This is a genomic window from Aquabacter sp., assembly GCF_965279295.1.
GTDB lineage: Bacteria > Pseudomonadota > Alphaproteobacteria > Rhizobiales > Xanthobacteraceae > Aquabacter.
On sequence record NZ_CBDIHQ010000016.1, the window covers coordinates 88,206 to 102,182 of the forward strand.

General features: G+C 60.3%; 14 protein-coding genes and 2 tRNA genes. 8 read left to right on the forward strand and 8 right to left on the reverse strand.

Features of this window, described 5'->3' with window-relative positions:
* Nucleotides 1–31 precede the first annotated feature (31 nt).
* Nucleotides 32–535 carry a hypothetical protein gene (locus ADADO0_RS12875; RefSeq protein WP_511305558.1) on the forward strand — a complete coding sequence of 168 codons (504 nt, stop codon included), beginning with the start codon at nucleotides 32–34 and terminating at the stop codon, nucleotides 533–535.
* 285 nt (nucleotides 536–820) lie between these two features.
* Here the strand turns inward: ADADO0_RS12875 and ADADO0_RS12880 are convergent, their stop codons facing one another.
* The gene (locus tag ADADO0_RS12880) at nucleotides 821–1,540 is read right to left on the reverse strand and encodes a carbonic anhydrase (protein ID WP_511305559.1); all 720 of its coding nucleotides are present in this window, start codon (nucleotides 1,538–1,540) and stop codon (nucleotides 821–823) included.
* 437 nt (nucleotides 1,541–1,977) lie between these two features.
* Nucleotides 1,978–2,051: transfer RNA gene (locus ADADO0_RS12885), tRNA-Gln, on the reverse strand.
* A gap of 281 nt (nucleotides 2,052–2,332) precedes the next feature.
* Between ADADO0_RS12885 and ADADO0_RS12890 the strand changes: the two genes are divergently transcribed.
* Nucleotides 2,333–2,539 (forward strand): DUF1127 domain-containing protein, encoded by a 207-nt coding sequence (locus tag ADADO0_RS12890; protein WP_511305560.1) that lies wholly within the window; start codon nucleotides 2,333–2,335, stop codon nucleotides 2,537–2,539.
* A gap of 92 nt (nucleotides 2,540–2,631) precedes the next feature.
* Here ADADO0_RS12890 and ADADO0_RS12895 read toward each other — a convergent pair whose 3' ends face one another.
* Nucleotides 2,632–3,240 (reverse strand): glycosyltransferase, encoded by a 609-nt coding sequence (locus ADADO0_RS12895; RefSeq protein ID WP_511305561.1) that lies wholly within the window; start codon nucleotides 3,238–3,240, stop codon nucleotides 2,632–2,634.
* A 261-nt stretch (nucleotides 3,241–3,501) separates the two neighbouring features.
* Between ADADO0_RS12895 and ADADO0_RS12900 the strand changes: the two genes are divergently transcribed.
* From ADADO0_RS12900 to ADADO0_RS12915, 4 genes are all read left to right on the forward strand, one after another.
* Nucleotides 3,502–3,747, forward strand: a complete 246-nt coding sequence (locus ADADO0_RS12900) for a hypothetical protein (protein WP_511305562.1) — start codon at nucleotides 3,502–3,504, stop codon at nucleotides 3,745–3,747.
* A gap of 7 nt (nucleotides 3,748–3,754) precedes the next feature.
* Nucleotides 3,755–4,195, forward strand: a complete 441-nt coding sequence (locus ADADO0_RS12905; RefSeq protein ID WP_511305563.1) for a UCP034077 family protein — start codon at nucleotides 3,755–3,757, stop codon at nucleotides 4,193–4,195.
* 91 nt (nucleotides 4,196–4,286) lie between these two features.
* Nucleotides 4,287–4,362 (forward strand) — tRNA-Ala (locus ADADO0_RS12910).
* A 252-nt stretch (nucleotides 4,363–4,614) separates the two neighbouring features.
* A complete protein-coding gene (locus ADADO0_RS12915; protein WP_511305564.1) occupies nucleotides 4,615–4,818 on the forward strand; it encodes a hypothetical protein in 204 nt (67 codons plus the stop codon).
* 160 nt (nucleotides 4,819–4,978) lie between these two features.
* Here ADADO0_RS12915 and ADADO0_RS12920 read toward each other — a convergent pair whose 3' ends face one another.
* From ADADO0_RS12920 to ADADO0_RS12935, 4 genes are all read right to left on the reverse strand, one after another.
* Nucleotides 4,979–5,539 carry a terminase small subunit gene (locus ADADO0_RS12920; protein WP_511305565.1) on the reverse strand — a complete coding sequence of 187 codons (561 nt, stop codon included), beginning with the start codon at nucleotides 5,537–5,539 and terminating at the stop codon, nucleotides 4,979–4,981.
* A 140-nt stretch (nucleotides 5,540–5,679) separates the two neighbouring features.
* Nucleotides 5,680–8,331: a DUF3987 domain-containing protein gene (locus ADADO0_RS12925; RefSeq protein ID WP_511305566.1), complete on the reverse strand. Its 2,652-nt coding sequence runs from the start codon at nucleotides 8,329–8,331 to the stop codon at nucleotides 5,680–5,682.
* A complete protein-coding gene (locus ADADO0_RS12930; RefSeq protein ID WP_511305567.1) occupies nucleotides 8,331–8,546 on the reverse strand; it encodes an excisionase family DNA-binding protein in 216 nt (71 codons plus the stop codon). The genes ADADO0_RS12925 and ADADO0_RS12930 overlap by 1 nt, the downstream gene beginning before the upstream one ends.
* Nucleotides 8,547–8,627: 81 nt before the next feature.
* Complete coding sequence (locus ADADO0_RS12935) at nucleotides 8,628–9,389, reverse strand: hypothetical protein (RefSeq protein WP_511305568.1); 762 nt, start codon at nucleotides 9,387–9,389, stop codon at nucleotides 8,628–8,630.
* Between the two features lie 172 nt (nucleotides 9,390–9,561).
* Here ADADO0_RS12935 and ADADO0_RS12940 point away from each other — a divergent pair, with 172 nt between their 5' ends.
* Nucleotides 9,562–9,984, forward strand: a complete 423-nt coding sequence (locus tag ADADO0_RS12940) for a hypothetical protein (protein ID WP_511305569.1) — start codon at nucleotides 9,562–9,564, stop codon at nucleotides 9,982–9,984.
* A 614-nt stretch (nucleotides 9,985–10,598) separates the two neighbouring features.
* On the opposite strand, the gene ADADO0_RS12945 is transcribed toward ADADO0_RS12940, so the two are convergent.
* Nucleotides 10,599–11,990, reverse strand: a complete 1,392-nt coding sequence (locus ADADO0_RS12945) for an RtcB family protein (RefSeq protein WP_511305570.1) — start codon at nucleotides 11,988–11,990, stop codon at nucleotides 10,599–10,601.
* Between the two features lie 268 nt (nucleotides 11,991–12,258).
* Here ADADO0_RS12945 and rtcR point away from each other — a divergent pair, with 268 nt between their 5' ends.
* On the forward strand, nucleotides 12,259–13,860 hold the full coding sequence (gene rtcR / locus ADADO0_RS12950; protein WP_511305571.1) for an RNA repair transcriptional activator RtcR: 1,602 nt from the start codon (nucleotides 12,259–12,261) through the stop codon (nucleotides 13,858–13,860).
* The last annotated feature ends 117 nt before the right edge of the window (nucleotides 13,861–13,977 follow it).

Sequence of the window (13,977 nt, forward strand, 5' to 3'; positions counted from 1 at the left end):
TAAGACTTCAATCTGAAACCTGGGTGTTAGGATGACCGTCGATTTATCAACTGAGGATGAGATCGTTAAGCGGGTGAGCTTGGCGGCTAACTACGCGCCATTCGCCAGCGCCGACGCGGCAAAGATGGCGCTGGCGATGGTCAATATTTGGTCGGTTTCGACCATGGTGGACGCGATGAAAAATGATCACGTCGCACCTATCGATATCTTCCTGCCCGACGCCGCATATCAGGATGTCGTCGCGACGCTGCGCCAGCTCGGCTCAACGCTGGAGCGTGCAGCGAAGCTCAGCCTGCCGAGGGAGCCCATCGGCTCCGACCTGGCGAGCAAGATCCGCGCAGACCTCGCGGCGAGCGTTCGCGTTAGCTCAGACGGTTTCACTGACAGCATGAGGACGCTCTCGAAGGCGTTCACGGAGGCTCCGGCGAATCGGATGCGGAAGGTTGTCGCAGACCTCGAACCCGGCCCGCTGCTCTCCCCCGAGGCGCTGGCCCGCTTGCCGGGCGCTCAGTCGGACGATCGGACGGATTTATAGACCTTCCTCGCGTACATCCTGATGCCGTCGCGCGAGCCCGCCCCTTCAAAAGGCTGCGGGCTTCCGCACTTCAGGACATCGGTAATGTTGAGAGAATCTCAGAAAAGACAATTGACGCCGAGCCGAACCGTTGTCCGAGAGACATCTTGCAAAATCAAAAGCTCATTAAAGGTGGGAGCTATTGATCCATCTTCCCGCTGGTGGACAATTCGGCCCACCAGCGGAATTAAAAAACCGAGTGAATCACCTTGATTCCTCGGGGGGGGGGCAAGCTTCTAGCCCGCCTCAGGCGCCGACCAAGTTCACCTTACCCGTAGCCAGATCATAGACCGCCCCTACGACCTTGACCTTTCCTTGGCTCACCATTTCAGAAAGGATTGGTGTCGCCGTCTTTAGGCGCTCCACGTTGTAGACGACGTTCGCGACGATTGCGGCGTCCAGCAAGTTGGCTGGCTTCTCGGCCTTCGCCTTCTCAACGCCCGGCTTAATTGCCGCCACAAGCTGCGGCAGATGGCCTGGAAGCTGAACGTTGTCACGCAGGACAGCGATCGTCGCGTTGACTGCACCGCAACCCGAGTGGCCCAGCACCATGATTAGAGGAGCGCCCAACATCTTCGCGCCAAATTCGAGGCTTGCGAGGCCATCGTCATTCACAAAGTTGCCGGCGACACGAACGACGAAAATATCCCCCGGACCTTCATCGAAAGCCAGTTCGGGCGCAACGCGGGAATCTGCGCAACTCAGAATCGCTGCGTATGGAAACTGAGCGGTCGCGCGGGCAGCCCGACCAGCGGAGAAGTCTTTCTGCGTGGTCTGATTGGAGGCATACCGCGCGTTACCGTCCATAAGGCGCTTTAGAGCCTCATCGGGCGAGATTGCATTTTGCGGACTTGCGGGCGTTTGTGCCGATGCCGACATACTAAAACCGCCGGTCATGGCGGTAGCTGCCCCTACAGCCAACAGGTTGCGGCGGCTCAGGTGCGGCCCACTGTGATCATCACACATAGATTTCCCCCTATTTTGTTTCTCAAACGTCGCGGACGAGATTCGCCTTACGGAAGCGAGAGATAATTGTCGGGAGCCGCAGGGGACTTTGCAAATTAAAATTGCCCTTCAATTGGTTGATGCCTTTCCAAGACCCCCCAACTGATCGAGTTTCAGCTCCATTCGTCAGCATAAGTCAGCGCGCTGCGGCCGTTTCTCGCGTGTTATCGACGCCGCCTGGAATGCGTCACATGCGTCTGCCACTTAGGATTGGCTGTCCCCGCTTCGCGGGAAGAAGTTGGGCGGTTCCCCGGAGGGGAGGGGCGCCGGCCTGAATACTAGTTCCGGTTCCCGGGTCCGCCGCCTATCGCGTAGCCCAAAATTGTTACGCGAAACTGTTACGCACGACCCTGCGTCCCAGGGTAGAACGTTCTTATTTTTCAAGGACTTAGCGGAAATGGCTGGGGGACTAGGATTCGAACCTAGATTGACGGAGTCAGAGTCCGCAGTTCTACCGTTGAACTATCCCCCAAACGGCCCGCGAAGCGGGTTCGTCGGAGGCCTGGTGCCCAGAGGGCCCGCAGGCGAGGGCGCTCCTATACGCAATTCGTGGGCCGCGGTCCAGAGGGTGTGTGCGAAGTCTTCACATCATGCTGGTGATAACTTCGCTGGTTAACGTGCGTAGGCGAAGACGGCCTCGCGTTCATAATCTGGTAGGCGGTATACCAGCCTCGCAATGGTGCTATGCACAATCGACCGTGTTGCAACGCAAAAACTTCGCGTATGTTCAGTGTCAGAACGATGGAGGCACACATGAGCACGTTGATTGCGCACCCGAGCCGCGAGACCGGCCTCTTTGGCCGCTTCGGCAATCTGGTGTCTGAGTTCTTCGCCGCCGTTTCTGAAGCGCGCGAAATGTCCAACCGGTATCAGTATCTTGTCCGTCTGTCCGACGCCGATCTCGCGCGTCACGGCCTGACCCGCGAAGAGATTCCCCAGGCCGTTTTCAACGGTCGCTGAGGCACCTACCGCTGCGGCGGCGACAGGAGCAGACCGCGTTCGCGCGGCCGCTCCTTCTCTTAAGACACATCAGACGAACCTCCCGCCTTTGGCTAGATGGAAGCCCTAAGGTCGCCCTCCGCCTCAGGCAGCAGAACGCGTGTCCGCAGGACGTGAATGTGCCGCCTCCCGATGCGGGCGATCAGGCGACGCTCTGGTGATGCGCCATCGGGGTGGCCGCCGATGCGATCATAATGTCGCTTCGAGATAAGGATGCCCTGGCCCGGCCGGGGGCGTCCCAGCAAGGCCAATTGCGCCGCCGCCACGACCTCCCCAACGCGCGGCCCGATCCCATAGCCATCGACGGATAGGCGAAATGTCGCCGCCATTCGGTCGCTCATGCCGCGTCGGTCGACCGTTTCCAGGAAATTCGAGACCTCGCGCGCCCAGCCTTCTCCCAGGATCGAGGTGGGCCGAAGGAACATCAGCCATTTGCCGCGCCCCTGTGCGGCGCCGCGCCGAAGCTGCGCGCCCGGATCTCCCGTTCCTGTCAGAAACAGACACCCCGCCGCGTCCGCGATCGCCGCAGTCTCATCGCCGGATCCGCCGTCCACCAGAATGACATCGCGCAGAATCCCCCCCGTCACGCCCTGGACCAGGGCGGCAAGCGTCGGAACCAGTTGGCGTTCCGCATTGAGGGTGGGGATGACGATCGAAATCAAGCGGCGTCGACCTCTATGCACTCAAGCTATACTGTTCGTGGCATGCACTGTCGATCCTGACGGCGCAAGGGGTTTCACGCGTGCCTGCGTCCCGTCCTTCGCTGCTTCTGCGCGGGCGAAAGCCGCCTTTCGGGAAAGCCAGCGCGCCCCAGTTTGCCCGCGACGCTTCCCTCCAATGCCATCTATAGAATGACATGACGGCAGGTGGGGTGAGACACCCGCTTGGTTCACGCGAATACGCAAGCCAACATGGAGAGCGCGATGGCATTCGAGGATTGGGACAAGGACGCAGGCGGCCGTCTCAAGGTGTGGCCGCTTCAGGCTTTCACGACTGCGGTGTTCGACGGCCAGGCCGGCGGCGTGCGCTTCGAGGTAGGGGTGCCACGCGGGCCGGACGTGCCCCTGCCCGCCGTGCAGATTTCGCTCGATCCCATCCAATTGCGCGCGCTGGCCGAGGCGCTCAACGAAGTGGCCGATCATATCGAGAACGGCACGCTGCCGAGCTGACGCGGTGATGGGCATCGTCTCTAGATTGGCGTGGCGGCCGAACGGCGGGCTCGTACGCTGTGAGAGCGCATGGTGGGGTCTCTTCTGCCTGGTCTGTCTTCTTGCGCCCGCTCCGGCTCGGGCGCAGGCGGCGCCACTGACCGCAATCTCGCAGGTGGGGCGGGCGTTCCAGGCATGCTGGACGGCCCCGTCCGGCACGGAAGGCTCGCGCATCACCTTTCGTTTCGGGTTGAATGCCAAGGGTGAACTGAAGGGCACGCCCAGCGTCACTTATTCACAATTGACGGGAGATCGCGACGCACAGCGGGCCTTCGTTGCGGCCGCACTTCTCTCCTTCTCCCGCTGCACGCCGCTGCTCATGAGCCCGGACCTCGGGCGCGTCGTGGCCTCGCGTGTGCTGACCATTACCTTCGTATCGCGTGGCCGCGCGGGCGGTGTGGATATCTGAAGACGCATCGCCTGTTGACGAAGACGGGAAGCCGCCTGCGCTCGCTTGACAGGGGAGGGGGTGGGACTCTAAATGGCGCCTCCCAAGGTCAGGGGCCGTAGCTCAGATGGGAGAGCGCTGCAATCGCACTGCAGAGGTCAGGGGTTCGATTCCCCTCGGCTCCACCAATCAACACGTCTAACGTATTGATTTTATTGAACTTTCAATAAGAAGCCTTCGGTCAACCCCACTGCCAACCCCACCTTGAAGCGTCGGTTGGACGCGGACGGCTGCATACGAGTGCGGACGGATTGATGGTTGGGAAGCATCGAAGGGGTCGCATGGTGAGTGGTCGCGTTCAAGTGCTGGTGGGCGTTGTGGGCGGCCGTGAGGCGCTATCAACATAGTGCCTTTCAACCGGAGTGAGGGGGAGGTTGGAAATGCTGTCTGAGAAAAGCCCTCGGTCGAGCTTGCCTTCCTCGACGCAGACGAGGCTCAATTTCTCCTCAACCACCGAGATGCTGACACCCTCCGAGATCGCATCGCTGCAGCAGGACAAGCGCGAAGCGACCGCCTACGCTCTAAGGGCATTCTCGGAGATGCGGGCCAGGAGGTCGAAGGACGAGCGGCAGCAGCCGATCTGACGCGCGACGGCATGTCGTCTGGCGGCGTCCTTGACTACCCCATTCATTAAGGCTTGTGGATCGGCGTCACCCTATGGCCAACGGCGATGACGGGGGCGGAGACGAAATGAAAAGGGCTGCCTATTAGGCAGCCCCTTCAAATTCGCCATATAAACCAGCGTTACTGAACCGTCGCGTAGCCATCATCGGCAAGCGGATGGGTAACGGGTTTGAGCGCCGATCCCTGGCAGCTCTTGATGAGCATCGCGAGCGGGTTGTCCGCGTCGCCCTGGACCTTCAGCTTGTCGTTCAACATGCCAAGGTGGCGCATGAGCAGCGTCAGGCTGGCGGTTTTGTCTGCGAGCTTCAGCTTGCGGACGATGCCGGTGGGCTCACCCTGCGCATTGCGCTCTTCAGTGACCTCCAATCCGGCTAGAGCGGCTGCGGTGTCACCGTCCATCTGGTCCAGGCGCTTCATCGTCCCATCGGGATTGAAGGCCTTGCGGATGTCGAAGAATGCCAGCTTGGCGACTTCCTGGAGTACGCGGTCGGCGGTGATCTCGGTTCGCAGGGCCCGCTCTGCCATTGCGGCTTCGATTGCGCGGGCGATGTCTGGTTTTCTTAGGTTTTCCTCGCCGATCTTGGCTGCCGTCCTTCGGCTGTAGCCCGACCGGATCGAGGCCTGGGTGGCGTTAAGGTCCACGAGGTACTCGTGGACGAAGACTTTCTGCTTGGGCGTCATGTCTGCCTCCTGCGGCCTAGATTTCTTTCCCTTGTCCGAAATCACCGAAACCATCTAAATTTAATTTATCATTTTATATCAATAAGTTAAATCTAGAATCGGTTTGGAGATGCGGAATATTCCGCATCTCCGAAATCCGCTCAGTTGCGAAACAGCGCCGGATTGACCGTGAAGTTCTTCGAGGGGCGTCCGGCGGCCTTGCGCGGGCCAGCCACCGTGCGGATCAATCCCGCTTCCACTAACTCCGCGCACGCGGCATCCATGTCCTCGGCGACGCGCAGAAGGCCGCCGATCTTGTGGCGCACAGCACGCGCGTTGAAGGTTGTGGCGTTCTCTTTGCGCAGATAGCGGGCGAGGACAGCGGCGTTGGTTTCGACTTCGGGGATCGAGGCATCGCCAAAGACGCGTTCCGCCATGGCAAGGAAATACGTCCCCATCATCGCGCATGCAGTAGCCACCGCCTTTTCGTCGATCTGGCCAGGAGTCTCCGTTGCTCCATGGCCCGCCGCCCATTGCGCAAAAGTAAGGATCGCCGAGAGCCGAAGAGCATGACCCCGTGCCTTGCCGAGGGCGCCCTTCATCATGGGAGAAGCACCAGCTTCTCGGGCCTTCATTTCCTGGCCGAAACTCTCCAAACGCAGGAGCGCGGCTTCGGTCAACGGGACGAGAAGCGGCACGTCTGGCTCGCCCGCCGGCATGGTCTTCATTATGAGGTTCGTAATGCGGTTGATTGCTTGCCGCGTCGCCGTCGCGTCAACGCTCACACGAGAGATATTGAACCCCGGTATGGGCTCAGGCCAACACCAAAGAAAACGCGCCACCAGCCCATCGTCGACGCCTTTTAGAAGTTCAGACAAGCGATCGGGCTGAATCGCGCCGATAACTCCGATGGAGAGGTGGGGGATATGGATCGGCGTTGCGTGCTTGACACGATCCACCGTATGCGGCCGCCCACCGTATGCCTCAAGCCAGAATGCGCGGTCCGGACCGCCGCCGCCGCTGTAACGTCCGAAGCTTGAAAGCAGGCCGGAAAGCTCGTCCCGGTGAAGAAGGAAACCTCCGGGATTTCCGGCCGCGATGAGCGCGAGCTTCTCCACCGTGGCGTCGTTGACGATGAGCCGCCCCAGCAGAGGGGCGACCGGCTCTATCGCAGCAGCGGGCCGAGGGACGGGGGTGTCTGCTTGGGGCTCATTCAGTGCCTCGCGGAGCTGCCCTTTCCATCGAGCGGTTTCGACTTCGAAAACGACCTTTCTGGTCTCGTAGTCAGCCAGTTGATTTGCATACTTGGAAGCTAGGCGGCGTTCAGCCTCATCGGCTAGCCCCATCACGGCGCTTGATGCCGGGCTCTTACTACTGGACGGATCGCCCACCAGAGCGGCAAAAAGCGCAGGTGTCTCCGACCATGCGGCCCCGGCGATCGGGCGGCGGCGGTTTCCGAGCAGGCCACCCACCAGGGCCAGAAGAGACACCGCCACGTAATCCACCGGAGCACAGACCGCGCGTGCCTGGGCCGTAGCCCACGGGCCGAGGACGGGGCCGAGCCATCCCGGATCGAACGCGGGTGGAGAGCGCCGGCTCTGGTAGAGAACGCTAAGGTCAGGCGCATCCCACGACGCGCCTGTTGTTGCTTCCATTTTGCCCTCGGCCGAGCCAACGACCGTGTGGTCACCGTCTTCGATCCGCTCCGCAATGTCTTTGCCGAGGCGCGTCAACTCTTCAAGATCTTGCCAGCCGAGGGATGCGGGATCGCGATCCAACTGGTCGCAAAGCCAGAGGGCCGCGTCGGTGGCATTGGCCGTGCCGAGATGTTCTAGGACCAAGTCAATGGGCGTGCGCCTTCCCTCGCGCGCGTCGCCCATGTCCGCCACACCGAAATCCACAGCGCCCTGGGGCGTGATAGAAAGGTCCTCCTCCAGGTCGCGACCTAGGTCCTTTGAACTGACCCGATAGCCCTGCTGGCCGGTAGGGCGCGCACCCGGAAGCAGCTTCGGAACCCACATGTCAAGGTTCGCAAGAGCAAGGTCATTCACGCTGCGGAAGAAGTCAGTCCCGCTAGGCTCGCCTGATCCGGAGCGCACCGGCGCGGTGGGGCGAACGGCTCGGGGCTCCGTCGTGGGACGAAACTGAGAGACGCGGACCAACAGCGCTTCAATCGTGCATGGCGCCGCGTGGATTTCGGTGGGCGTACCTTCTATGTGCCTGCCGGTGATGGTGAGGTAGCGCTGGGACGCATACAGCTCGACGTGCGCCGGATCACATTTGACGGCTTTGGGAATATCCCCGCGCGCGATGAGCCGGATGCCGGTATTGGATGGGCTGATCTCGGCATAGGTCTCCGCCAGCGCCAGGATGTCGAGCGCCCAAGGCTCGATCACACCCGTTGTCGCATCCCGGCACTTATCCAGGTCTATGCCGACGAATGGGTCTGCTTCCGTCAGCACAAAGCCGACGCCCGCCAACTTACGCAACTCCACAGCCTGCGCGGCCCGCTCATAGGTGCTCCACGTATTAGGCTTGGAATGGGAGGCCCCGTGCCCATTGAATGGGTTCACAGGCGGTTTGGTCCAGCCATGCCCGGACGCCGTCTCGCGCCGCTCCAAATTCCAGCCCACCCACTGGCGACAGGTCTTCAGCTCATCCAACGCGGGCAACGAGGGCAACCCCTCGAAGGCTGGGCCGAAATGGGGGAAGGCGGTTGCCTCGGGAATTTCGCCAAGGTCGGTGAACGGTGGAGACGACTTTTGCGTGCCGACGATAAAGTCATCGGCCTGGTTTTGGGCTGAGAAGCTCATCACGCGGCCTCCACATCCAAGAGCGCGTCGAGGTCTTCACGCAGAATGAGCCTACGGCCGCCGATCTTCACACTGCGGAGCTTTTCAGCCTGCAGCATCTCATAGAGTGTCGAGCGGCCGAGGCCCACGTACTCACAAGCCTCGCGGATCGGAAATGCCTTCCGCTCGGCTGCGGGGAGGGGAGTACGCCTCGCGGTTCTGGTCTCGGTGGGCATGACGAACATCCGGTGTTTGCGGGTTGGATGTTCGCTTCTCTGAACTGGCTGGCGCCCTAAGTCGGATGGGAATGGCAACAATCAATTGCTGCCCTTCCTGCCCACCACGTACTTCTCAATTGCTGTGCGGACATAATCTCGGATTGACCTGGCTGAAGGTTCGCTCCCCCAAGCGCTCTGACACCAAGCCGCCATATGCCTTTCCAGTTTTGCTTGGCTGAAGCCTTTGGGGCCAGGATCCACCCTCACGCTTATGCCGCCTTCCTCCTCAAGCTTCCGGTCTGCTTCAGCTTCAAAATCCGGCCAGTGATACTTTGGTTTTGCTCCAAGGCGCTTGCCTTCAGCCGGGGCGGTTGCAGGAACAGCGCCTGAGCCGCTAGGTTCCTTGAGGAATAGGGTCAGCTTTTCAGCTATGATCTCGACCTCTTCCCAATCGTGATAAAGGTTCGGGAATTCCATCGACTGACGTGAAGCTTCATCGAATGCCCCATCCTGCACATCGTGGAGTGGAACGAAGGTGATGCTGTTCATATCGGGATTGAAGCCGCGATGGAGCGTATACGGCCCCCGGAGGGACGGATTGAAGTAACTCGACGGTATGCCGACCCGCCGCCCGTCCGGACCAACACCGATGAACGCCAAATCGCCATTTAGCCCGGCTTCGCTGAAGAGAATTTCCAGCGCTAGAGCATTCACATCATCATCCGTCCAGTGAGAAGGAAGGAGCGGATCTTCATTGCTTAAATCCTTTGCCTTGTCGCTAACCGCTTCCAATAGCAAAGCATGCTCCCAGAATTCGCCCAATAAGATCGCATCGCGCCCGTTAAACCAGCCTCCAGACACAACTCAGCTCCTTTATCTGCTCTGTTCTGAAAAGACCGGTGCCTTTGGCGGGCACGAAGAATGCCTCATCAAATTTGTGAATCGATTGACGCCGATCGATTCAAAATAGTCATTAGACGCACCGAAATATAAGGCCATAGCTTCGTCCTTCCGAAAGGTTGCGGGAGGCTTGATGAGACGTTCATTTTTATTGTTTCCGATGGCGGCCATGCTGGCTGGCTGCCAAACTGCTGCAGGCTCCGCGCCAGCGTCGTGGCAAAACTCCGGGGTGAAGACCGAAGCCGCGCGTGATCGGCAATTCGTTATCGACAACGGACGGTGCAAGCAGGTCTCTATGGGAGCGGCGCCGATGCTAGGTCCGGCACCCGTCACAGCCCCATCAAGCTATCAGGTCTCCGGTTCCGGTGCTTCTCCGGGCGCTGGATACCAGACCTACAACGCGACGGTGACACCGATAGACAGCCCAGGTGCATCGTTTGCACAAGGCGTGGCGAATGGGATTACCGTCCGTCGCGCGATCGACGCACGCATGGCGCAGGACGAAATCTATAAGGGCTGCATGTATCAACTGGGTTGGGCGCAAAGCTCAGGATGATTTCAAAGCGTGCTCGCCAAGCGCTTCGGGCGTTGTGACACAGGGGTGCCGGAAGGCACATCAAGTCGTGGCGAGCCGTGAGAGAAGGCCCCTCCGTAGGCTGGATCGATGAACCTGTTTCGACGGGCAAGTCCCCAGGTAGCCCGGATGGGTTTTCTCTGTGCCGGCTCCGGCCAAAAGGTGGTGTGAGCGGCCCGCTTCTCGCGAGCCCTCCCCAGGTGACCAGCCGGAGCCGGCATTTTTCCCTTCTAGCTTGCGTAACTTGCCAAGGCCATGCGCGCCCTTCGCCTCGGATGCAGATCCTTCGGGGCTCCTTCAGAGAGGCCTATCGCGCCGATCTTGCATGGAGAATACCTATATCTTTGGCGAGACCCATCTTTGTCTTGGCAAACAGACCGGTACATAGGTGAATTTCCATACCCACCACTGAATGTAGAGGTCCCATTGTGAGGCGGGGGTACCTCTGCCCGAACATTAGGTGAGCACCGCCCAAAATGGAGATGGCGGTCTTAGTGGGCAGCGAAGATCGCTAGGCAGTATGGCGGCGCTCCTATTTGGAACGCCGCCGTACTCTATCGTTCGAAGCGGCTTCGTCATTCAGGTTGACTAGGTCCTTAGCTGGTCCTCTGCCGTTTCCGACGCCAAGGCGCATTGACCTGCCAATCGCCGGCCATGATGCATCCGTAGGGCAGAACTTCGTCAACGATCTCGGCCAAGCCGTAGCGTTCGATCTGCCGCCTGACTGAGGCTGCGTTCTTGTAGGCGCTCGGCAGTTCCGAAATATCGGTTACGCCTGAGAAAAAGCGCGCGTCGACTGTCTTCGTCTCCTCCGCGAAGATCTCGGCGTCGCTCCGGCCCGCGAGCGAACGCTTATGCTGGCTACGCGAGAAGTTGCGGCCCGCGCCGTGAGGCGAGAACCCCAGGCCGTTTGGTGCATTCTTCCCTCGCACGATCAGAACCGGCTCCGCCATGTTCAGTGGGATCAGTGTAAGATCGGTTGCATCCTCGGCCCAGCCACTAAAGGCCGGGGTCGCGCCCTTGCCGTGGTAGAACAGCCCGTCGGTGCGCCGGAAAACGAAGTTGTGTTCGTTCCAGAACCGGTCGGTGATACGCGCGGACAGCCTCTCAGCAGCCAAGTCGTGGATCACGAGATGGTTCTGCTTCGTCCATTCGCGCACGATCTGCAGCGCAGCCCAGTATTCATCTGCCTCGTGCGTGTCAACCGGGATCCAGGCGTTCTGAGTGCTGGTCTCGGGCGAAATCAGCCTGCGGAACTGTTCAGCGATCTGCATACCCTTGTTGTAGAGCCGGGCGCCGGGGCGGCGGGAGCCGTGGTGTGTAACTAGCACCGTTTCACCGCTCGACTTCAGCGTGCCGACATAGGCGAAGTGATTGCCGTCGCCCTGAGTGCCGAAATGCTCGAGCGCGGCGCTGGTGAGGTCCATCAGTAGCGGGTTGGCAGCGAACCGCTCCATCACTGCAATAGGCGGCCTGAGCTGCAGCCCGCGCGGACGTCCGCCCGGGCCGAAGTGAGTAATCGCCTGGACGGTGTCCAGCAGCGCCAACGGCGCGACCCCGGGAAGCACTGAGATAGCCATAGAGCAACAAATGTCGGCTGAATGCAGCCCGGGATGGATGCCCTCCGACACTGCAATCCCGCCGACGGGAATCGTGCCGACCGGACCGGCAGGGCACGCATCCGGCATCACCGCGCCGGCTCGGATCACCGGCGTGCGCATCAGTTCTTTCATGCTCGCCACAACCGACTCGACATTCACGGCTTCGTCCGGTGTCTCCGCGTCGATATTGAGGTGAAGCGGCAAGCTCCCGATCGCATGCAGAGGCGGCGCCGCCGGCGGCTCGAAGCTGCGGGCGAGCGCGATCGCCTCCTCGAAGGAGCCGCCCTGTTCAAGCAGCGCATTGCCGCCTGTGAGTGCGCGGCCGAACCACTTGCCCTGCCGCACGCCGGCATCGATCAGGTCCTGTCCGCTCAACACTTTGGTCATATCGTCTCTCTTTCCGCCTGCCTTCGCTTCTCGGCCTCATGCGGGCAGTATTCGTCTCGACTTTCAGCGGGATCAGCTGACAGGGATTATCAATTCACGCTTCGTGCCAACGTCGTGGCAGAGAGGTTGTTGCGGTCTAATTCGATTATCTATTTGAAAATATTATGTAATTTCTCCACAAAAATGTTAACCGGCCTGATCGACTGTGTGTCTGTGTCGTGATAATTTATCTTTGAGGATAATAGATAAGATTTTTGGATAGCAGCCCATGCGCCGCCGCGTCGCTATTAGTATTCTCGGAACGACGCTTGATGCCGGCCGCGGCGATCGATGGCAGAGATGGCGCCCTACCGTCGGATTGTGCCGGCAGCCAGAGCTCTTCATCGATCGGCTTGAGTTGATCCACGATGCGAACTCCGCAGGTCTCACGCGCCAGATCACCGCCGATATCGAAACGGTTTCTCCGGCAACCGAGATCCGGCACAACCTGATCGAGGTGGCTGATCCCTGGAATTTCAGCGAAGTCTATACGGGGCTTCGGGACTTCGCCTGCGGCTACACCTTCGACCCTGATCGCGAAGATTATCTCGTCAACATCACCACCGGTACGCACGTCGCCCAGATTTGCTGGTTCTTGCTGACTGAGGCTCGCTACATCCCCGGCCGGCTGATACAGCTCTCGCCGCCACGGGCGCGCGCGGAAGATGAAACCTATGCCGGCAGCCACACGATCATCGATCTCGACCTGTCGCGCTACGATGCAATCGCGACGCGCTTCGCTGCCGAGCATGAGGAGGCGACCTCCTTTTTGAAGTCTGGCATTGCAACTCGCAGTTCGGCCTTCAATGCGATGATCCAGCAGATCGAAAAGGTGGCGATCCGATCGCGCGCACCAGTGCTGCTGACTGGACCCACCGGCGCCGGCAAGTCGCATCTCGCAAAGCGGATCTACGAGTTGAAGAGGACCCAGAACCAAGTCTCTGGCGCCTTCGTCGAGGTCAATTGCGCTACGTTGCGGGGCGACCAGGCGATATCGACCCTGTTCGGTCATGTAAAGGGCGCTTTCACCGGCGCCCTGAGCGACCGGCCAGGGCTGATGAAGGCCGCTGACAAAGGCTTGCTCTTCCTCGACGAGATCGGCGAACTCGGCCTTGATGAGCAGGCAATGTGTCTGCGCGCGATCGAAGAGAAACGCTTTCTGCCGATGGGTTCCGACCGAGATCGCAGTTCTGATTTTCAGGTCATCGCCGGGACCAACCGAGATCTCGCTGCCTGCGTCCGCGACGGCACTTTTCGCGAGGATCTATTCGCGCGGCTCAATCTATGGACCTTTCGCCTGCCAGCCCTGCGCGACCGCAAGGAGGACATCGAGCCCAACCTCGATTTCGAGTTGCGCCGTTTCGCGGAACGGGAGCGGCAGAACATCACCTTCAACAAGGAGGCACGAGCGGCCTATCTCGCTTTCGCGACGGCGCCCGATGCCCGATGGGCCGCAAATTTCCGCGATCTATCGGCGTCGGTGACCCGCATGGCGACACTTGCGCCGGAGGGACGCATCAATCAAGAGACGGTGCGTGATGAGATCGCCCGCCTCACAGAGCAGTGGCGGGTGGACGGCGTTGGTGCGGAGGAGCCCGGTGATCGTCTGGTCGCACTCCTCGGCCGAGAGCGGCTGGAGACAATCGACCTGTTCGACCGGGCCCAACTCGCAGCCGTCGTCGCCATCTGTCGCGAGAGCCGAACCCTCAGTGCAGCTGGGCGCCGCCTGTTCGCCGCCTCCCGCCTGACCAAAACGAGCGGCAACGATGCCGACAGGTTGCGCAAATACCTCGCGCGCTTCGGGCTGACGTTTGAAGGGATGTCTGGGTAAGTCATTTTGATTGGGGCGTTATGACTTAGTGCATCAGGAACGGACATTCAGATTTTACTTTGAATAGAAGATTCGTTTATCGAAAATATACCGAATAGTTTTTTCCTGAAAAATTTT